General features: G+C 47.0%; 21 protein-coding genes. All 21 read left to right on the top strand.

What is annotated here, in order from left to right:
- Positions 1–15: 15 nt before the first annotated feature.
- Positions 16–270: a hypothetical protein gene (locus tag H6F63_RS20790; RefSeq protein ID WP_190639373.1), complete on the top strand. Its 255-nt coding sequence runs from the start codon at positions 16–18 to the stop codon at positions 268–270.
- 1 nt (position 271) lies between these two features.
- Positions 272–604: a hypothetical protein gene (locus H6F63_RS20785; RefSeq protein WP_190639372.1), complete on the top strand. Its 333-nt coding sequence runs from the start codon at positions 272–274 to the stop codon at positions 602–604.
- A gap of 86 nt (positions 605–690) precedes the next feature.
- Positions 691–1470: a hypothetical protein gene (locus tag H6F63_RS20780; protein WP_190639371.1), complete on the top strand. Its 780-nt coding sequence runs from the start codon at positions 691–693 to the stop codon at positions 1468–1470.
- Between the two features lie 3 nt (positions 1471–1473).
- Positions 1474–2166: a hypothetical protein gene (locus tag H6F63_RS20775; protein ID WP_190639370.1), complete on the top strand. Its 693-nt coding sequence runs from the start codon at positions 1474–1476 to the stop codon at positions 2164–2166.
- Positions 2163–2561 carry a hypothetical protein gene (locus H6F63_RS20770; RefSeq protein WP_190639369.1) on the top strand — a complete coding sequence of 133 codons (399 nt, stop codon included), beginning with the start codon at positions 2163–2165 and terminating at the stop codon, positions 2559–2561. The genes H6F63_RS20775 and H6F63_RS20770 overlap by 4 nt, the downstream gene beginning before the upstream one ends.
- Before the next feature lie 34 nt (positions 2562–2595).
- Entirely contained in the window at positions 2596–3015 is a 420-nt protein-coding gene (locus tag H6F63_RS20765; RefSeq protein WP_190639368.1) for a hypothetical protein, read from the top strand.
- A 27-nt stretch (positions 3016–3042) separates the two neighbouring features.
- Positions 3043–3738: a hypothetical protein gene (locus H6F63_RS20760; RefSeq protein WP_190639367.1), complete on the top strand. Its 696-nt coding sequence runs from the start codon at positions 3043–3045 to the stop codon at positions 3736–3738.
- Positions 3739–3820: 82 nt separating this feature from the next.
- Positions 3821–4519 (top strand): hypothetical protein, encoded by a 699-nt coding sequence (locus H6F63_RS20755; protein WP_190639366.1) that lies wholly within the window; start codon positions 3821–3823, stop codon positions 4517–4519.
- Positions 4520–4548: 29 nt separating this feature from the next.
- Positions 4549–5046, top strand: coding sequence for a hypothetical protein (locus H6F63_RS20750; protein WP_190639365.1), 498 nt, complete (start codon positions 4549–4551; stop codon positions 5044–5046).
- Positions 5031–5432, top strand: a complete 402-nt coding sequence (locus H6F63_RS20745; protein ID WP_190639364.1) for a hypothetical protein — start codon at positions 5031–5033, stop codon at positions 5430–5432. The genes H6F63_RS20750 and H6F63_RS20745 overlap by 16 nt, the downstream gene beginning before the upstream one ends.
- On the top strand, positions 5432–5806 hold the full coding sequence (locus H6F63_RS20740; protein ID WP_190639363.1) for a hypothetical protein: 375 nt from the start codon (positions 5432–5434) through the stop codon (positions 5804–5806). Before H6F63_RS20745 ends, H6F63_RS20740 begins: the two co-directional genes overlap by 1 nt.
- Positions 5807–5821: 15 nt before the next feature.
- Positions 5822–6253 carry a hypothetical protein gene (locus H6F63_RS20735; protein WP_190639362.1) on the top strand — a complete coding sequence of 144 codons (432 nt, stop codon included), beginning with the start codon at positions 5822–5824 and terminating at the stop codon, positions 6251–6253.
- The gene (locus H6F63_RS20730; protein ID WP_190639361.1) at positions 6253–6648 is read left to right on the top strand and encodes a hypothetical protein; all 396 of its coding nucleotides are present in this window, start codon (positions 6253–6255) and stop codon (positions 6646–6648) included. Before H6F63_RS20735 ends, H6F63_RS20730 begins: the two co-directional genes overlap by 1 nt.
- On the top strand, positions 6645–14297 hold the full coding sequence (locus H6F63_RS20725) for a tape measure protein (RefSeq protein WP_190639360.1): 7653 nt from the start codon (positions 6645–6647) through the stop codon (positions 14295–14297). The genes H6F63_RS20730 and H6F63_RS20725 overlap by 4 nt, the downstream gene beginning before the upstream one ends.
- Positions 14294–14773 carry a hypothetical protein gene (locus H6F63_RS20720; protein WP_190639359.1) on the top strand — a complete coding sequence of 160 codons (480 nt, stop codon included), beginning with the start codon at positions 14294–14296 and terminating at the stop codon, positions 14771–14773. Before H6F63_RS20725 ends, H6F63_RS20720 begins: the two co-directional genes overlap by 4 nt.
- Positions 14774–14871: 98 nt before the next feature.
- Positions 14872–16953, top strand: a complete 2082-nt coding sequence (locus H6F63_RS20715) for a hypothetical protein (protein ID WP_190639358.1) — start codon at positions 14872–14874, stop codon at positions 16951–16953.
- On the top strand, positions 16950–17651 hold the full coding sequence (locus tag H6F63_RS20710; protein ID WP_190639357.1) for a hypothetical protein: 702 nt from the start codon (positions 16950–16952) through the stop codon (positions 17649–17651). Before H6F63_RS20715 ends, H6F63_RS20710 begins: the two co-directional genes overlap by 4 nt.
- The gene (locus H6F63_RS20705; RefSeq protein ID WP_190639356.1) at positions 17652–19370 is read left to right on the top strand and encodes a hypothetical protein; all 1719 of its coding nucleotides are present in this window, start codon (positions 17652–17654) and stop codon (positions 19368–19370) included.
- The gene (locus tag H6F63_RS20700; protein WP_190639355.1) at positions 19351–19917 is read left to right on the top strand and encodes a 2OG-Fe(II) oxygenase; all 567 of its coding nucleotides are present in this window, start codon (positions 19351–19353) and stop codon (positions 19915–19917) included. The genes H6F63_RS20705 and H6F63_RS20700 overlap by 20 nt, the downstream gene beginning before the upstream one ends.
- A gap of 119 nt (positions 19918–20036) precedes the next feature.
- Positions 20037–20243, top strand: coding sequence for a hypothetical protein (locus tag H6F63_RS20695; RefSeq protein WP_190639354.1), 207 nt, complete (start codon positions 20037–20039; stop codon positions 20241–20243).
- Between the two features lie 96 nt (positions 20244–20339).
- Positions 20340–21146 (top strand): hypothetical protein, encoded by an 807-nt coding sequence (locus tag H6F63_RS20690; RefSeq protein ID WP_190639353.1) that lies wholly within the window; start codon positions 20340–20342, stop codon positions 21144–21146.
- Positions 21147–21153: the final 7 nt, after the last annotated feature.

Below are 21153 nucleotides of genomic sequence, written 5' to 3'. Positions count from 1 at the left end.
GAAGTTAAAAACTAGATGGCAGAAGAGACAGAAGGCATGGAACAAGCTGAGACTCCAAAGGTTCAGCCTCCAGACAAAAAGCCAGCCAAGCGATCGCTTCCAGAGATTCCAGAAACACAGTCGGAATCCCCAGAACCGCAATCGGTTTTTGCAACTGGATTTTATCGAGCCGCTGGGATTCCTTTTTGCAGCTCATGTGGCGAAAAACGCCGCACTAACGAAAGCGGGGTGTTTTGCCCCAGCAATAAACCTGATTGCCCAATGCTTTGATATGCCATTCTCCCGAAGCGATCGCAACCAAATCCTAGAAGTCCTCGAAGTTCCCGCAGGTTGTCTCTCCACGCTAGAGGCGTGCCTGCGGCGAACTGAAGAGGAATCAGAAGACTTAGTGAACCGAGCGATGGGTTTGGTTGCCAAGTTGCTCAAGGCAGATGAGGCGCTTGACGAGGCGAGTACGGATGAGGCTGGACTGCTCAAAGCTGGGGAACTCCAGTATTCCGAACACAAACCTTGCTCCATCGAAAAGTACAAGGCAAAGCTCAGACTCCGGTTGGCGAGGCTCATCGACTACAAACTAACCTCTGAGGTCGCCAATATTTTTTAGGGAAGACGGGAAAGCGATCGCGCCCGTAACACCACCCAGGTTAAAGACTATGCGATCGCCAAAAACCAGAATTAGGTTTTCATATTATGCCTGGAAGTTTTACCAATTACGGAAGAAATAAGGTACAGGATAAAGTCTTCGGAGGGACTGAGTTTTCACCTCCAAGTCTTTATCTTGCGCCTTTTGTGACAATGGCTGACCCCAATGGGCCTGGTGCTGAACCAGCAGGAAGTCAGCGGGCATCCGTACCTCCCAGCATTTGGCTGTCTTCAACAGCGCAGATGACTCAAAACCTTGATGACATCAAGCTGCCTCGCTCTGGCAACCGTCAGGGTGACATTATTGGGCTGGGTGTTTTCGATTCCTCTGTTGGTGGGAATTGTATTTCTTACTTCCCTGCCGAAGATGGGATGCTCATTGAGACAAATGACTCGCTAGTAGTTTTGGCAGGTGGCTTGGTTCACCGCTGGCAGCCTGGATGCTATAGCAACTGGCTGAAAAACCAAATATTAAATCATATCTACAAAGGCATTCCAATGCCTGCTTTCCCTGTACTGGATTCCGTGTATTTCACGAGCGCTCCTAGCGATGTCGCGGCGGGGACTGTGCCAAATGTGGGTGGTTTTCTTGCCCAGCCTTACGCCAACAATGCCAGCAATTTTGCTGCTTCTGTTGGTGGGTTGAAAGAAAACAGCACGAGGATTGAATTTCCTGTAGTGACAGCAGCTCAGGGAACGACCAACTGGTTTGGCTTCATGGTTGGAAATCAATTGCTCTCTTATGCCGAGCTAGATTCAGCTAAGTCGATGGCAATTAACACTCAGCTAATCATTGAGCCTGGTGACATTGAATTCAGGCTGGTGTAAGCAATGACTACCAAGATTTACGCCAGAGCCATAGGAATAGCCACGTCACAGACCGATGATGTCCCGGTGGCAAAGTTTAAAATCCTGCACTTTGCCGTAGCAAGAGGCACGGCAGTAACTCAAGGCGATTTGTCTTTGTGGGGACGCAACAGGCATCTGAAACTAGAAACTGCCATTAGTAAAGGGACAGGTAAAGCCAAAGCATTACTAAAGCATTTCACGAAAGTGGTAGGCGAGGCAGTTTCAGAGACGACTTGTAAATACTTGGATGTCAGCCCGCCAATTCCAACGCCAGTGGGAGAACTGTTTCTTAATAGCAAGCGATTGCAGGAACAGCGGCTGCCAAAATCACGCCGTCACAGCTTTAGTTTCTCAATTTCTGGTAAGCGCCTAGCAAGGATTCAAGACGGCTGCCCCGTTCTAGAAGGTGGCCTTGAGTTTAGTTTTAGCCTGAGAACTTTGTCAGGACAAACTTTACTAACTAAGACGAACCACTCAGGAATTTATTTGGATGAATTGGTCACTCATTCAGATAACTCGCAAACTCTCACCGGGTTTGTGAACCTGCTACCTCACGAAACAGTTTTCCCTGATACGTCCACTGAGGTCGAGCTTAACTACATCTTCTCGCTGGGGAATGGCTCAACCCGCGATTACCTGATCGAATCTGAGTATTTCACTTTTTATTCCGCATGAGAAGTTACAGGTTCTACCGCAAAAGCACTAATCAGCCAATAGCTGGCTCAACCTTCATGAGAGGCGATGACCTGGACGACATAGCCGTATTGGTTGTCGATCCCTCTCAAAAAAGTGAAGACGGACAGCCAGCAAAGGTTATCAGCTTGCGATTGGTAATCAAGCTTGCCTCCGAACATCCCCACGGTGCGCCTCTGCTGGTCAAGGAAGGAAGCGACTTCCTGATTAGCGTAACTGGCAACGTGCTGGAAGCTTCTACCGATTTATCAGGGCTAGAAACCTCCATCTTCCCAGAGGTAACTACTTTGATCTACGACCTGGAGCGCACGATTGACGGCAAGAGAAAGACGATTGAGCAGGACAGGTTCACAGTGATTCCAGACGTAGCGGTTTGACGTGCGGATTTACGCACATTTTTGAGGTAAAGCAATGTCAGAGAAAGTCCTAAGTATTGACCTGTATTACGAGCTGACTGGAAAGCCGATTAATTCCAGGTCAGAAGATCCCACTTTTATTCGCGGTGATTCCATCTTGATTGAAGGCAAAGTCTTCGGCGCTGTATTGACGGGAATAGCCGCAACTCTGACCGGAAAGATGATTTTGCCTGATGGCACCGTTGGGCCAGTTGTGTTCACAAAATCTTCGACGGGAACCGGGGCAGCAATCACGCTCACGACAGTAAACCCCAGTATCTCCCTAGTAGATATTGCCTTGCTCCCAGAGGACACCAAAGCTTTCGAGCCAGGTCAGAGGTTTGTGTTCGATGTGGAGTTCAAAACCACAACGCCTGCCATTACCCGCACTATCAAGGGCGGCTTTGGGATTGAGGAAGACTACACCACCGTTTAACTACTACTAGCTAACTAATTAATTATCATGAGTAACGGACAATACGAAGTAGGAAGAGGCACTAAGGTGCGCGTCGCAGTTTTGAATGATTGCGATCGCGTTTTCCCCGAAAGCACCGTCTTTACGGTTGCCACTACCGCTGTACTAGCAAACGCTACTAGCATCACAGTCACCGTAGCTCCAGCAACTACCCGCATCATTAAAGCACCTGTATGGCTGCTGTTTGAAGATGCAACCGGAAAGCAGGTTCCAGTGAAGGTAACTGCTGACATCGCCGCTGGCGCAACAACCTTAACAATTCTCGCTCCTAAGAGAGGTATTGCCATTGGAGCAACGGCTCCCTATCCAGTGCTGTTGAGAAACCGCACCAACGCGAACTTGACCTCCGACGACGCGCAGCAGGACGTAATGACCTTCGACAACGACGGTTGGAAGGATCAAATCACTACGATGCTGGGCAATGGTGTTTCCGCCAACGGTTATTTCTCCTCCACAGATCCGGGCTTAAAGTCCATCATGTTCGCCCGTGAAAACTTCAAAGAGCTGTATCTAGAACTAGAACTTCCTAAGCCGGGGTGTGATAACACCTACACCAAAGGCTTTGTCTTTAGGGGCTTTGCTGGTGTCCAAGGTGTGCCAATCGAAATCCCAAGTGACAACATCATGAACTGTAACCTGGAATTCAAATTCCGGGGGCCGGTTACGACAGTTGAGCCAACCTAAGAAATATCAGACTCGTAATTGTGAGAGCAAAATCAGACAGTTGTGGATGAGATCGTCTGCAACTGTCTATTTTTTTTAAGTTATGAAGAAACTGCCTTTCAAGATTACTCCGAAACAAAACACTAAATTAGTCGGCGATGAAGCTTCCGGCGTTCTGGAAATTCCTGTTCTAGGTGGGTTGAAAGTAGGGGAGCAAATTGCTGTAGATGAAGCAATCCGTAGCTTGCCTAATACTTTCGCTGAAGCTTCTAGACTGGCAGTAAAGGTTGATGCCGAGCAAGAGTTAGGCGATTTATTATTTGCTTTTGATATAGTTGCCACTCCCAGCTGGGAAGAGTATCAAAAAGAGGAAATTGAAATCCTGCAATCGGAAGGTAAGCTTTCTCCTAAAGAAGCGCAGAAGCGCCAAAGTGAACTTGAAGCGAAAGCTAAAATTTTCCGCCAGTGCCGCATTCGCTACGCTCCAGATATTTTGGCTCTCAATGCCAACTCTGAACAGGCTGGACGCGCTAAGCAACTGGCAGCAGTGTCAGCAATTCTCGCTCACCGGGTTGATGATAGCTGGACAACTGAAGATTCTAAAGACCTTTCTGACGCTCTGTTCCAGAAGATTTGGGAATTTGCCCAAGACGAAATGACCGGGGAAGCTGAACCGGAAAAGCCAACCGCTGAGACGGTGGGAAAGCAGCTAGAGGAGAAGTCCGAGAATCCATCGACTGGGGAAAGCTCTACTGGAGAATCCAGCACTACTGGCCAGGAGATTCCCGCTTTAGCAGTTTAAATTTCTCAGACCAGCCAACGTGGTTAGTGTTGCAGGCGCTAGAGCAAGGAAAACAAATTGAGCGTGAACAAGACCATAGAAAAGAGTTGCCCACTGCTCTTTCTACGTCTATTTACGCCAATAGCCAGAAAACCAAACCGCCTTACTTCTCGCCTGTAGACTTCTGTTTCTTTCACAATCCAGAAGAATCGCGCATCCCATCTGATATCTGTGATGCGTTCACTGAGTTATCCAGAGACGAGATGCTGCCCACTTGGGCGCTGGAATATGCGCCAGTAGAAGACCTACGGAAGAACGTCAAAGGTGAAAAAGCTAGAGGCTCCAGAGCCTGGATGACCAAAGGCTTAATCGTAATCCTTCCCGTAACTTCAGGCAATTTGGTGAGCGGGATGGCGATCGCATCCGAGGATGTTCCACAAGGCAAAACACTTCTCTGGGATATCGACACTCAAGAAGCCCACACCATCGTTATCCCACCGGGTACAGAACCCGGAGCCAATCTAAATTCCAAGTGGATATTGTTGTAAATGCTAATGCTATGGAAGAAACTTACATCCTAGTTCGTTCTCACATCAATCCTTTAGACGGTAGCGTTTACAAAACCTACGAATGGCAAGACACAAGCGCCCCAGTCCGAATCAATCGAGAGTTGTATCCAGAAATAAAAGACCTTTGGCAAATCGAAGTAATTAAGGAGGATAGACTCTATCTGACTTGCATTCGTACTGATACGCCGTTCCCTTGGTATGCCTATCACCGTTTCCAAAGAGATATCTGCAAATTAGTTGACTTTTTTAAATATGAAATAGGTTGCAGGCTAATACTAACCGCTCAAGTTTGGGGCTTGGCTTATGTGCCTCCAGGCGAAGTACCCAACTGGAAACACTTAGGCAAGAAGCGGTGGGGGATATAATGCGTTCTCCTTTTTCCCGCTACGCCAATGCACTTTTATTTGTCCCAGTGATGGGCGATCGCATTAAGGTTGACCCCGAAACCGGGAACGAAACCCCAGTGGAGGAAATAGTGGAGATCGTAGCAATGCTGAACCAAAATGGCAGTTCTAAAGAGCGATCGCTTCCGGGCGTGGACTTGAGCGAAGTTTTTCTAGAAGGCTATTTGGTAGCGCCCATGCAGCTACCGGAGCGCGTCAGATTGCCATTGGAATGTGATGCGATTGTTGATGGATGCAAAGGACGAATAAAAATCCGGCTTCTAATGAAATCCTCCTACAGGAGTGAGAAGAAGAGCGGACGCAAAATTCAAGCTTACTTTCGCCAGTCTTCGTGAGGATTTCCGCACAAAATGAAATTCACTTTAAATCCCAAAGGTATCGGCAAAGTTAACCAGGCTTTAGATGAAGCCTGGGGTGATGTTGTCGCATCCCTGGAACTAGAAATGGAAGCGGTCATCCGTGATCCCAGCGCTTTCGCAGATCAGGGGTTCACTGACCAAGACATCGTAGACACAGAACGATTTGTAAACTCTCAAGTTGTCACTGTCGAGAACCGCGTGGCGAAGTTTGCCTGGAACCCGACCAGCCCAGAGACGGGATATAAATACGCGATCGCGCTTTACTCCGGTTTCAGAGCTTACGGGAGAGGCAAATATATTCCCGGTCGGAAGTGGCCCGAAAAAGCCGTAGACCGGGTAGACGTACCTGAAAAGTTAAAGGCTGCCATGAAAGAGCGCGGCATCAAAGCCAAAGTCAAAATCAAGCGGAAGGTCTACAGCTGATGGAAGCGCGGGAGATGCGATCGCTTGTTGAGTCAGCTCTAGAAGGAATGTTGGGCTGGTACGTTTTCCCCAATGGTCGGAAGGTGAAAGCGATCGCGGTCATCAAAGCCTTTGAAACTTTTCCACCTGACGGCACTCAGATTCAGGGATTAGAAATCGTCATCCCCTACCCGCGGCCTATTACTCAGGCTTTGCTCGACTGCTACCGGGTCGAAAACGAATGGACGATTCACATCAAGCAGTGGGACAGAGGCAAGTCTATGAGAGAGGTGTTGCCCAAAATCCTTAGTCTCAATGGCATCAAGAAAACTCTATTAATTCCCGCCGATGACCAGATGGGAACGCCTGAGATTTTGACAATTACTCTATCTGAATTTGAAGGCTTAGGATCATGACCAGCATTGGAGAATTATCAGTCGATCTTAAGCTCGATACCGCCCAGTTTGATCGCCAAATTAAGGGGCTGGGAAATCAATACAAAGATTTCCAGATGCCAGTTCGGTTTGAATTTAGCGGACTAGAACAAGAATTTAAACATTATCGAGACAAGTACCGCACGCAAGGGATTAACGTACCTGTGAGGCTAAAGCTTGATATGCAGAGCCAAATGGCTCAATTGCAGCGGCAGGTGCGATCACAGGTTTTAGAAGTTCCAGTCAACGTCAAATATGCCAGCTCTAGCGGCTCTCGAAGCGAAAATAATACTACAACCATCATCCGTATTGATGAAGCTGCATTAAAACGAGTCATCTCATCTTCAATCGATGATGTTGAAGAGGGTTTATCAAAAAGTATTTCCAATTCTCTTCGTAAAATCCGCTCCGGAGGTTTGCTTGATTTATTAGCCTCCCCGTTAAAAAATGCGGTTCGCGGATTTCAAGAAGGTATCGGTCTTACTTATGCCCAAAAGCTAACGACTGGATTTGTTAAAAATCTAGAGTCAGAAATAGGCACCTCTTTAATTAATGTTGGGAACAACCTTTCAAAATATTTCACCAGTATTGGCAAAGGAGTTGGTAACAAACTTCTCCAAAAAGCCGGGTTTGAACAGGGCATTGAAGACCTGAAGCCCAAGCTCCTAGAAATCAGAAATGTTTTCACGGAGATAATTGATACCCAGGCAATAAACAATAAGCTAGAGGTTTTAGAAAAAAGAATCGTCACATTTTTCGACGGAATTCTTCGCTTAAATCCGCTCAAGGCGAACCTGAAAAATCTAGCAAGAGTCGGAGAAACCTTTGGTGACATCGCTGCAACTCCTTTTGAAGGAATGGGAAAGCGCAGGCAAAGGATAATTAGGGAGACAGCTAACGACATTAAAAAAAATTACGCCCCGAATGAACAAGCCGAAAGTGTTTCTGAATTAGCAGAATATATAACGTTAGTTTCGGGTGGGTTTGCTGGCGAACAGGGAAAATCATCTGAAAAGGTAGCACAGAAGGTAGGGGCGTTACTTGGCTCAAAACACCATATTGTACCTATCAAAGATATACACACTGACGTATCTGAATCAGTAGGGAATCAAGGCGCATTAAAATGGACTGCTGAATCTGCGTTAAAAATCGCGTCCCATAACCTACAGAACGGAATAAACCCTGATGCTGTTGAAATGGCAAAAAAGGCCTATGAGTTACACCAGCAAACAAAAAAGCCCGTTAGATTAGTTGGTTATTCGGCGGGTGGATTTGTCGCTCATGATGCCGCAGAAATTCTTAAACAGCTAAAAGTTCCTGTCAAAGCTATTGGGTTAGGAACCCCTCATTGGGGTAAGCTTTCAAAGCTAGATCCTGCAACATACCAGACGGTCTTAAGAGAAAGCGACGGGGTAACAAATCTTGTTAATAAAGCAGCTCCAATCTTAGGAGCCGTTTCTCCGAACAAAACTAAGATTACACCTGGCTTTGGTCATGAATTAGCAACCTACTTATCGGAGCCGACTGCCCAGAAACATCTGTTGTCTTTTCTCGAAGGTGCCTCATCCGGAGTAAAAAAGGATTTTCTAAATCCTGAAGCTTTTAGGGTTTTTGATTACAAAAAGAACATTGAAGTATTGCTATCTCAAGTAGAATCTTCAATCGCTTCACCCATCAAAGACCCCACTATTCAAAAAGCTATTCTTAGCCAAAGTTTAGAAGGAATAAAAGAGCTAAGGGTAGAACTTGACAAATCCTTAGAAGGATTATCGGAAAATTTAAAAGAGGGAATAGACGAGTATTTGGATGCCCTAAAAGAGGCAGAAGAAATTCTCTCGGATATGCTAGGGGTGTCCAAGCAAGAAGTAACACCTAATGTCAAAATTTCCCAAGAGGAAATAACAGAAGTTGCTAACAAAGTCAAAACCGAGCTAGAGTCAAACTTAGAGAGCAAGCCAATAAACTTGCACCCAGACATGGAGATTTCAGAGGAGGCCTTGCTTAAAGAAGTAAAAAGCATCCAATCCAAAATCACCACCAATCTAAGGAAGGCTTTCAAAGGAACGGGTAAAAACAAGCAATTAGTCAACGAACAATTAGCAGGGGAAACCTTAACCGAGGTAGATGTTTTAAGGGCAAGACTAGATAGAATCTTGGCTGAAAGGAAAGATTTATCGTCTAAAGCTAGGCAAACGCTAGGACAAACACTCGGTACAACTGCTAATCAATACAATAATTACTCTCCCCTACTTAGGGATGCCCAGTCTAAAAAAGTCAAACAAGCTTTAAATAACGAAGTAGTAACCGCTTCAAATCTAGATATTGAAGGTCTACCCAGAGTTGACACAAGTAAGGAAAATGCCCTCCAGAGAATAAAAGCAATTGCATCAAGGTTACTTAAGCGTCAAACCTCTTCTAGCGACCCTCAAAAAATTTACGAATCCATTATTAGAGAATCAGCTAGAGTATCCAAGGTCAAGCTCAATCAATCTGATATTCCTAAACTGGTTGTCGATGACACGTACCTAAAAGGAATTGGCGCAAAAGCATTTTATTCAATCAAGAAAAATCAAATAATAATCTCTAAAGAAACGGAGAAGATATTAAAATCAGGCTATGACCAAATCATTAAAGACTCCAACAAGTTAGTAGATATTGTTCACGAGTCTCGCCATGCTTTTCAATTTGATTTTGGCAGAAGTTCTTTAGCGCAAGTATTCACGGGTATTAAGAAGTTAGGGGTAAACTTAATTCCCAAAGAAGCTGCTCCGCAACGAGCGTGGTTAAACGCCTTGCGATCCATGCAGTCAGTCAAAGAAGGTGCTGGAAAATTATTACCCAAGGATTTTGTAAAGTTAATTGGGCGAACAGAACTCGATGCCTACGCTTTTGAGTCTTTCACTCCGGATATTATTCGGGGTGCCGTGGGGAACGTAAAAAATAAATCTTTAGGCAAAACTATCACAGAAGGTCTTTTTGGAAAAGCGTCGGAGATCAACAACAGCGTCAGGAACCAATTTAAAGATTTAAAGAGTATAGGGAGAGAAATAGGTAATGCGTTCAATCTTGGAGGTGACTTCAAACAGAAGTTATCAAGCACTATTGAATTAGTGCGAGAACTAGGCAACAAAGCTATCCCTGGTTTAGGAGATAGCATTATCAATCTAGGTGGGGCATTGTTATCGCTAACAGCTCTAAAAGCTGCTTTTAGCACGTTTAGTAATTTTGTCAAAACCAGTTTAGATATCAGCCTGAAATTTGAAACGTTATCCAATACGCTTAAGTTTGTTTCGGGTGGCTCAGCACAAGCTGCACGGAACATGAGCTTTATTCGAGAGGAAGCAAAGCGGCTAAACACGCCACTAATGGCAGGTGTAGAAGGATTTACTAAATTCAGTGCTGCCGTCAAAGGAACTCTTTTAGAAAAACAAGCGCAAGGAATATTTGGTGCGGTCAGCCAAGCATCGTCGGTGATGGGTTCTTCAGCAGAAGAAACTCAGGGGATATACGTTGCCCTCCAGCAGATGTCTGCAAAAGGCAAAATTAGCGCCGAAGAATGGAGGGGCCAGCTGTCAGAACGCCTCCCAATGGCAACGGCTGTTGCTACTAGAGCGCTGGGAGTTACAACCGAAGAATTTAGCAGAATGCTGGACAATGGACAGCTATTATCTCAAGATTTCTTACCACGATTTACCCAGCAATTAGCATCAGAAACAGCCGGAGGTGTAGCAGGAGCCGCCAATACAGGACAGGCAGCTTTGAACCGCTTTAATAGTTCCCTGACAGACCTACAGCTTTCAGTCGGGCAAGGGGCGCTCCCCATTCAAAAGCTAGGTTTGAACTTATTGTCGGGAATTTTAGAGAGTGCCAGCAAAAATGGTGCAGCGTTGACACAAACCTTGTCAGCGATGGCAGTAGTAGGAATAGCTCAACTGATTCCTCCGGTTTTTGCACTAATCAAGTCTTTACCCTTTGTGAAGACTGCATTAGGAGGCATTTCAGCAGGGATGGCAGCAGTAGGAGCAGCAGCAAAAACAATGGCGCTTCAATTTGCCTTTGTCTTCGGTGCAATTGAATTATTTAAGCTGGGGTCTACCCTGTTTAGCGGTGGCGACCTTGCTAAAGATTTCAAGAATCTAGAAAGTGCAGCTAATGACGCAGCCAAGGGAATTTCTGAAGTTAAAAACGCCACAGACAGCCTCAGCAAAAATGAGTCCCCTTCAGCCTCTAATTGGAGTGATGCCGGAATTCTAGGCTTGCGCTCTATCGACCCAACTGGACTCTCAAAAAACATTGTTACGTTTAGCGAACTCGACCGTGATCGCGCTGTGGAGTCCATTTATGAATCTCGCGGGGCTATTTTTGAGGCTCTCTTAGAGGTTAGAAAGCAGGTGGGAGCCGTAGAAAAAGGCTCATCCCCACTTAACCTGCTTGAAGGAGTCGATAGTGAGTTACAACGAGTCTCCCAAAACCGCAAAATCCTACAAGCCCAAATCAAGCGAGAGTTCACAGACCTTGGAAAAGCAGTTCCTCCCGAACTAAAAAAACAACTCGCCGAACTAAACACGCAGTTTGGTAATTTATCTCAACAAAGAACTGATATTGCTAAACCATTTACAGAGAAATTAACCCAGCTTCAGAAAGCCGCTGACGAAGCCAAGGCTAAGTTAGATTTTCTGGACACGCCGGAGGGGAAAGATTCAATGGGGGGAGCGGATATTGAAGGGTTGAGGAGAGAGCTAACCTTAACCTTCAATCAAGCTCGTGAAGGGCAGATGGCACTTGAGAAACTGCTACAAACCAGTAAGGCAGACCCAGTGTTGGCACTTTCTCAAGCCTTCCGCCTATTGAATATTGAATTGGCAAATAATGCCGAGAAGTCCCAGTTTGCAGCGGCTGCTAGGCAGGAAGGAATCGCACAACAGCAGTTGTCTGGCTTCTCCAAAGATTACTTCGCTCCTCAACGGGCGGCACTGGCGAACGCTCAGGCAGAACGCGATCGCATTGAGCGTGAGATGTCCAACTTAGAATCTTCCATCCAAAAGCGCCGTACAGCTATCGGAGAAGGCGCTAACGCCCCAATCCTGGCAGAGTTAGGAGTTACCACAGAAACCTCGGCAGCTGAGATTCAATCAGTATTGGACAGGCTTCCAGATTCTTCTGAGGCTCAAAAGAAGGCGCTGGAGGGCATGAAGGCAATTAAGGAGGATGAGCTAAAACTAGCTCAGTCTCGTGTCCAGGTGGCGACAAGTGAATTGCAGGAAAGGCAGCAAGTGGAAGCGGCTAGTCTCGCCATCATGCAGAAAGCTGTCAACGAGCGCGAATCCTTACTTAAACGCGAGGAAAATGGCACGATTATTGCTGTCCGCCGTAAGCAGCAGGGATTGCTGCTCACTGAAGAACAAGCGGCTGAGGAGATAGCTAAAATCTCCCTCAAATCCACAGAGCGTCAGATTGGTAATATTTTCGACCAGCGCAAAGCCTACTTTGACTTGTTCACTCAAGGCAAGATTAGCGCCCAGCAATTTCATGATAAAGACCGTGAACTCACCAACCAACTATCTGACCTTAAAAAGCAGGCAGTAGAGCAAGAGCTGCAACTGAGGCAGCAGGCTAATCAGCGCATTTTAGCTGATCTAGAACTAGCCAATCGCAAGGTTGAAAGCTCCATCGCTCAACTTCAACAATCGCAAGTTGCTGGAGTAAAGGACGCTCAGCTTTCTGGCAAGCTAAACGAAACCGATGCTCAAGCTCAAATCCATACTATTGGGCAGAATTCAGCAGTTCGGGAAATTGAGCAGACTAAAAATAAGCTCACGCAGCTGGATGACTTGGGCAGAAGAGGCGTTAAATCAGCACGGGAAGTATTAACTGAAAAGCTCCAACTTCAGCAGCAACTAGGTCAACAACAAATCCAACTGTTAGACACCCAGCTCCAAGAGCAGAAGCGCCTACGTGATGAAGCCAACGCTCAGCAGGAGGCAGATTTAGCTCAAGGTAAAGAACTTGCTATCCGAGGGGTTAAGTCCCGTCAAGCATCTGGGGATATCTCCGAGCGTGAAGCCGCTAAGGAGATTGAGGCAATCCAAGCGCGATCGCTTTCTTCAGAAATTCGCCTAACCGAGCAGAAACTAGCGCAGAACATTTCCACTCAGGAACGCCGCCAACTCGAAGGGCAGTTGCAGCAACAGCTCACCCAAACAGTAGACTTCCAAATTTCTGCGGAAAAACGCACAAGAGAAGAAGCTCAATTTGCGCTGGATGATAAGATCCGCAACCACCAGCGCATTAGCGAAGAACAATCTCGTCAGATAGACCTGCAAAGCAAGCAGAACGAGCTGTTAGTCAAGTCAGATGAACAGCTAAAAACCGTTCTAGAGTCCCGCCAGAGCCTATCTAAAGCCCTATCGGATGCCAAGATAGCGTCTCTGGAAGCTCCCCTAGAACAACTCAAAAAAGCTGAGGAATTGTTTGGGCGGCTCTTAAGTGAAGATGGATTGCTCAACGCCGCTGGCAACTCGTTAGCGAGTAAGGCTACGGCTAATCTTAGAGATGTGATTGTTGGGCAAATCCGGGCGGCTGGCGTTGCCATTGACCCGACTCAGTTGCGATCGCTTATTGCCCAATCCAAACAGTCAGGCAGCGCTGGCGAGGCAGCCAAAGGGAAGCTGGCAGAGATAGAACTTGCGGTTCTTAATAATCGCTTCGCCCTAGAGAATCAGCTGGCAGAAGCCAAGAAACAGGCACAGGAGGCAGAGCGAAAGCATTCAGAAGTGATGATGCAGTTCGACCTCAAACGCACCGAGATGCAGGCAAGGCAAGCTCTGTATGCCGCAAAGAAAGAGGAAATAGAATCCAGAAGCGCGATTGAAGCTGCCAAAATTGAAGAGGAAAAAGCGGCGCTACTCGAAGACCCCAGAGAGCGGAATCGTGCGATCACTGATGCCCGCTCGAAAGAGCGTCTGGCTAAGGATGCGTTTGCTAATGCTCAGGGCAATCTGCAATTGGCTCAGGAAAATTTGAGCTATCAAAGTGAGATGCAAGCCAATGCCCTAAGAACGATGCAGGCAACCCAGCAGTCCCAGCGTTCTCAGGAAGCAGCGGCGGATGCAGCGAGAAACAATGCTCAGCAGCTAGAAAGAGCTGAAAAAGCAGCTAAGCGGCTGGCAGAGAGTGCGGCATCGGAAGCAAGCTCCAGAAGTGGTGGGGGCGGCTTCACCTTCCGGGTTGGCTCCAAAGAATGGGAACAGAATCGTCAAGCCAAGGACGCATTCCAGCAGTCTTTCAATAGTGGAGTTGGCGATCGCAAGTCCAACCTACTCACAACAGCTATGTCAATGCAGGACAATCCATTCTTCGCCATGATGCTGCAACAGAACAATATGGGGGACATCGCCCAACTAGCCGGACAACTCAAGGATGCAAACCCGATTCAGCTACAGGCAACGATGGCATCTGCCAAAGTCGGCAATAAAGATGTAATCGAAGAGTTGAGAAAACTCAACGAAAATATCTCCAGCATGGCATCCCGCCCCACAAACTTAAACGTATCGACAGCCAGCCCAGTACGAGATGCCGCCAGCATTTATGGAGACTTGGGCAAGCAGTCAATGAGGAGCAGTAACTTATGAGCATTCAGCTAATACTTGGCAGCTTGTCCGTCACCCTTACCAAGTTTCCCGACAACAAACTACCAAGAGCAGTTGTAGAGCCTTACGCTGGACTGGAATACAGCATTTACGGTACCAGTATCGGTGTCGGGCCGCGAGTTGAACCAAAATTCATCTGGTCAGTGAACGCCTTTGTAGATCAAAACCAAGAAGCTCTAATCGGAGCAATCTACTTTGAGTTCGATTTACTCCGGAGAACCCAGCCTTATACTCCCGCAGAAGTCCGATTAATAGACACCAACCAGAAATATCAAGAGCGATTGCCGAGAACGAGAGCGATCGCATCTGGGACAACCGCCACCAATATTGGCAGCAGTCACGTTAGCTATTTCGCTCAATTCAATGTTTGGTTTGTCAAGCCTCCAGACTTCACGGAATTAGGAAGAATCCGAACGGTGAATCTGACATTTCAAGAATCCTCAAAAGTACCAGCTTAGTGTCTGGACTTCCTGCGGATTTCCGCACATCTAACTCAGCCTAAACAAGTTGGGGCATAACTTTTAAGCTGAGACAAAACACGGTCTACCGCGCCTAGATGCCCCTTGTCAACGTTTCAGCCAGAGATTACGCCCTTACTATCGGGGGGCTAAACTGCACCACCGCTCTTAAGAGTGCTGATGGTGGCTACGCCCATCGTGATCAATCGGGGTTGATATTAATCTCGGCGACTTTTGTTTTGGGCAGAGCTTTTGGCTTCGCCGAGAACATGGACGACCGGAGCAATCCCCGCTGGGCTAGGGGACAGCTTATAAAAACTTTTATTGCTGATGCTTCTGGGGAGTTAGCGATCGCGCCCATCCTCGGCACTCTCTATATTTTGAATGCCGAGTACAACGGCATCAACGAATTAAAGATTGAAGCAGGCTGCATCTTATCCCTGTTGAGCTTCCGCAGCGCCGCCGATGATGGCGCGTGCGTAGACCTTGGAGAATCCAGAAACTTTGATTACTTTGCTCTCAGGCTGTTACAGAGGGCGGGGATCTCTGGATTCGTGGGGTCATTGGGCGGCTACACACTAAAGACAAGTTTGCCCAAGCTCACCAACGAAAGTTATATCGAATTGTTTGGAAAGCTTTGCTGGGCATCAGGAAATATAGCTTTTCAAAATAAGCATGGGCAAATACAAGTAAAGTCTTCAAATCCAAAAATCTCACCACGAATACTTAGCCGCCAGCTAGGTTTAAATGATGTCCGTTACGAAAGACTTACAGGCGCAGAAAAACCCTGTGATGTTATCAAAGTTTCTGGAGTCATTCAGGAATTAGAGCCGACAAAGAAGGACGACACTACCACAACAATCGAGTACGGCCCTGCCAGGATGGTCAATCCACTCGCGGGGCTGAGTACCATCATCGTTGAGATCACTAAGACTAAAGAAGAACTAAAGTTCGATAACCGGACAAAAATAACAACTACAACAAAGCGCCAACCATTAGGCTTATTGATGCCAGAGCAATCTGTATTTAGAGGCAGAGTATCCTTGGCGACTGGCGAACAGAAAGTAGAAAAAAGTTATTACGAGCCAAGCACAAACGCCAAATGTAATGAGCCAGACGAAGGACGTATCACCAGAACGGAGATTTCAGTCTATAAACCTTACGGCGTTGCCTATCGCGAATACATTGCAGCTCAGCCTACCAATAGCATTAGCTTCGGGTTAATGCAGCTCGTACTTGAAAGCAAAACTGTTATTGAATATGAATATGTGGACAGTGATGCCACGCCACTCATCAGCCCTACAATCACGACTACAACTTCCCAGCCAGCGGCGATAATCCTACCTGAAGAAAAATTCGCAGTTGGAACTAGCAGCCTTTTCGCAGTCGAGCGCCGCATTCAGAAATGGCGAAAAATCCGGGAGGGTGAGTGGGAAGAGACAGAAAAATCTTACAAGCCGCTGGGTGTAGCAAGACCAGAAGTTATTGAGAGCCTGGAAGCGAATAATGTCTTCCTGACATTGAATGCAAAGCTGGCTCTGGTTCCCTTTGAAGATAGGCTGGTGAAATCAAATTCAGGAGGAGCGCAGCCACCAGCTCCCGACAGATTTCCCCCAATTTACGAGATCAAAGAAAAGCAGACTAGCGTCGAAGTTCGCCTCCCCTCCATGTTTGGCAATCCTCTATTCAGGGAACGGGAGCGGGAATTCATGGTGGATGGCGGCTTGCTGGTTTCGGAACAGCAGGCTCGGATGATTGGGGAGATTGAGGGCGCAATCCTCTGGGGACGCTACAAGGGGCAATCTTGTTCTGTCTCCCTAGAGCAGTCGATGTTTAGCGCAACGCCTTTAGATCGGGTTGATTGGCTCGATCCGTTCAATAACTTGAGCCACGCCTTCGCCATCGACGGGTTAACAATTGCGCTGGCTCAAAAGCGCGTTGTCATGCAGTTTGACGGTATCTGGATCGGGACAGTCCCCACCCTAACCCCAAATGCTCCCCCAGTTCCGCCCTATCTCGTTGTCTTTCAGGCAAAAGCAGCGATGGGCATGGAGTTTAGAGTCTCCACATCATTGCAACCAGACCAGGGAACAACAGTTAGCAATATCGTCTCGGTTGTCAGCAGTTCGCGCCTGGTGACAGTTGGAGGCGATCGCGTAGTAGTGGAGCAAAACACATGAGCAGCGGATTTTTTACTAGCTGGATACTTCACAGCACAAAGCTAAATCTGGGACTTGCCACGCCCATCGACCCCAACAGAACCAGGCTTATCTTGTGCAATAGCGCCACCTGGACTAGCATCAGTTCCGAAGCAGCGGTGTTTGCTTCAGAAGTAAAGGAAGCCAACGGATACGAGAGGTTTAGCATTGTTGTAGACTCTCAAGCTATTGCCTACGACCCAACGACAAGACGAGTAAAAGCCCCTATTGTGAACTGGACTTTCACTCCGACACAGGATATTTACTGGAATGCGATCGCGCTTATTGGTAACTCCACCAGCACCGCAAACAAAACCGTCACTGATATTGACCTCAGCACAGGAATTTTCACCATACCCGATCACGGGCTTTCCTCTGGAAGTAAAGTTACTTTCAGTATTAGCGAGAATGGAAGCTTCCCAGGTCAAGTCAGCAGCTCTACATATTTCGCTATAAACACTACTGGCAGCACCTATCAAATTGCCTCAACTATTGGCGGAAATCCGATTATCCCAACATCAAATAAGTCCGGAATCTTAACTTGCCACTACGCGGATGGAACTCTAATCAGCGGTCACAAGGCTGATAGTCTTCAGGTCGTGCCTGCAAATACGCCCTTTAAGGCTGTCCTCGATTTGAGTTTCTTCAATACGAATCTTGGCACGGGGGTGAACTGGTAAATGGCTACCCCGGAAGAACTAGCAGCAAGACGGATCGCAATTAACAGAGCAGTATTCAATCAAAAAACAATAAATTCCCAGGCAAGACTAGATAACCAAACCCGCCATACTCAGTACAAAGGCTTCAAGTCTTCAGAGGGTCGTGGCATCGTGCAATCCCTTGGCAGCGAACCTTTAGGAGCTAAAGTCATCACCAATGGGCAAATACTACCCAACGACCAAGTATTGTTCGCACAAACTTTAGAAGGTGGATTAAGCGCTGACTTCACACCAAGAACTAAAAAGGAGAAAAAGGAAGAAAGATTCTCTACTAATAAAATTAAATATTTTGTTCCTATACTTTTTACTACTGAAGCTAATTCCCCAACAAATTTCGACTGCCCCACTTGGGAAAAATCAGGCGAATTCTGTATTCAAATGCCGGATGCAACTGGAGTATACCCAACGCTTGCATCTTGTCTATACGAACCTCCGCCGCCTCCACCTCCTCCACCGCTTCCACCTCCGCCTCCGCCTCCACCTCCTCCACCGCCTTCATATCCACCTCGCAGAAAGCCCAACAAATCGGTTTCCTTTGAGCTGCGGTACAAGGCCTCGGTGTTCTATGTCGAGGTCTGCCCTAATGACTTTGATCCCCCCGCCGCAGATTTTAGGGAATATACTGCGGGAGAACTCTTCTGTAATGCTGATTTTGGGGATACATACAGTTTTGCCAGAGTAACCTCTTTCCATGAAGCCGTTATTTCAGCTCCGGGAGTTTTCGATCCCGATAATGATGCTTGCATTAATGGACAACAAACAGCACCTGCTTCTTATCCGTTTTATTTTTATGTTCTTACAATTTACAAAGCTGACGGTAGAATTTTTGAAATAGCCACTCCCGGATCAACCGCTGTTAATAATAGTTATTATGATTTACCTTCTCTTCAAATCCAGGGGCTAACCGCCTATCTTATTGCAGATGATGGCGAAAAAATCCATCCTGACGAACCACCACCACCACCACCACCACCACCACCTCCGCTGCCACCTCCGCCACCTCCGCCGCCACCTCCGCCGCCTCCTGTAAGAACAGAGCTTCGACCAAACAAAATTATCAAGTTTTGGATCGGAGGCTTTTGCAAGCCAAGGTTCCTGAACTTCTCAATCGCTAAAGGTGAATCTTTTGAAACTTATTTATCCGCTTTTCCAAATGGTAAGTGGATAGCAACTATCAAGCATGGCAGGCACAAGAATAAATCTTGGTGCAGGATTACGACGATTACAGGAGATAACAAAACTGATGAAAACAATCAACTAAAAATAACCCCATTAATTACCACAACCTATAACCCTAATCCACCAATAACAGACCCTGAAGATTGGCGGAAGTCATTGACTTGGAGTTTTGCAGCTTTAGCTCCGCCTGACGCTGATAAGTGCATCCAACTTTACCGGGATGCCACTACTAAAAACCTGGTCGTCACGCCCGACCAAAAACAGCTTTTTGATATAGATCCAGCTCAAATCATTGAGGAGTTGCCTCTAGGTGAAGCTATTAAGGCTAGGAACGAACTAAAAGCCATTATCAAAATTTCTGATTTAGGCATTGAAGAAGGAGCCTGCAAGGTAGCTTCTGCTCTCAAAGAAGAACAAGTCAAATTGCTGCGAATTACCGCAGCATCAGTCACTGAAAATCCAACTATTGTTATTCGATGCTATGCTCCTGTCTCCTCATAAACAATTCGTTAGTCAGTCCAACTTTCTAGATCCAGAAACTCATCGCGAAATTTTAGAGGTTGCGATCGCATCCGAATCCAAATTTCACTCCTCTGTTAATACCAGCGCTATCTATCCCGATTGGCGGCATTCCAAAATTCTGTATCACTGGGATTTTCTGGAGCATTATGAAAAAATCTCCCAAGAAGTGCTAAAAGCTGTACCGCAAGCTGCAAGGGCGTTATCCCTGCCTGAGTTCAGCCCCAGACAAGTAGAAATGCAGATGACTGGTCACAATCACGGACAGTATTTCCGGAGGCATAAAGATAATGCTTCCGCTGACACAGCAACGCGGTGCCTAACGTTTGTTTACTACTTTTTCTCTGAGCCACAAGCATTCAGCTACGGAGAGCTACAATTTTGCGACTCCGGAGAAAGATACTGCCCGAAAAACAACGGCATTGTCTTCTTCGATAGCGGCTTAGACCACGAAGTGCTGTCTGTGACTTGCCCTTCCGGGCTGTGGCGAGATTCAAGATTTACATTAAATGGATGGATTAGAGTATGAGTTGTCCCTTGGGCGGGTGCGGTAATAGCTCGGAATGCTCCGAGTATGTCTCGTGTCTAGCTACAGCAAGGCTAGGCAATTCAAGAGTCGGTTTATATCAGAAGACTGCTCAGGTTCAAATGGCAGTTGATAACTCGCAACAAGTATCGGGAGCCTACGCAGGATATGACTGCAAGAGCGGGGAATGCCTGATCCGGAACACATCCGGAGGCGTAATTCGCGCAAAGTCTATCTCTAATGGGCAAGCTAGATTAGATGATCCGCTCAACGCCACAATTCCTCTGGGGGCTGCGAGAGCGATCGCGGACTCAATGCCTCGCGGTTAATTTGTGCGGAAATCCGCGCAAACACACATAAAAATCAGCCTAAACAACAAACCTACGAGTAACTAAGCTGAAAACTAAAGTTACTCGTAGGTTTGTGTGGCTGATGTTCTCTTAACTGAAGTTCATGGTGCGGGGCCGCAGGCGCTACGCCCGGAAGCGGAGCCAGATAATGCTGGCTATTTTTGGCTGTCTTCAGACGTGAACAACGGAACGCTCTATCGGAGTGATGGAAGTAGCTGGGTACAAATGGCCCCAGGACGCACAGAGCTAACTGCGCCCGATGGCAGCGCCGCAGTGCTTTGGGAAAATATCAACAACAAGCCATCGATTTTAGTCGCTATCGGCGAGTTAGCTGGTGCAGGATTACTGCAAAAAAACGCAGACGGGACAGCCTCAATTGTCTCGCCTGACTCGTTTGCCGGGGTGATATTTGGTTCTGGATCTCCTGAAGGAGTAGTTGCTGCCGCAACTGGCAAGTTCTATATCAACACAACAGCAACAGCCGGGAATGTTCTCTGGTTCAAGGAATCCGGTATAGGTAGCACTGGCTGGGGGCTAATCTCCCCAGCTCAGCAGAATACGCCGTGGGTGGAGTTGAACGTTAGTTCTACCTTGCAAGTCAACCGCGGATATCGCCTGACAAATTCTAGTCCGATTAATTTGAGCCTACCTGCAACAGCCGCTACAGGCGACACCATTTATATCTTTGGCGAAGCTTCCGGACTGTGGAAGATCGTCCAAAACGTCAATCAATATGTCATTTTCGGCAACCAAAGCTCGACCCCAGGAACAAACGGCTTTATAGAGGGCGGGGACACTGGGGACTATCTGGAATTGGTGTGCATTGAAGCCAGCTTCAAATGGCTGGCTCGTTCAGCTCAGGGAAACTTTTCTATTAACTAGATAATCT

This window comes from Trichocoleus sp. FACHB-40 (assembly GCF_014695915.1).
GTDB classification, from domain to species: domain Bacteria; phylum Cyanobacteriota; class Cyanobacteriia; order Cyanobacteriales; family FACHB-T130; genus Funiculus; species Funiculus sociatus.
The sequence above is the reverse complement of the archived record's forward strand: the minus strand, read 5'-3'. Positions and strand labels throughout refer to the sequence as shown.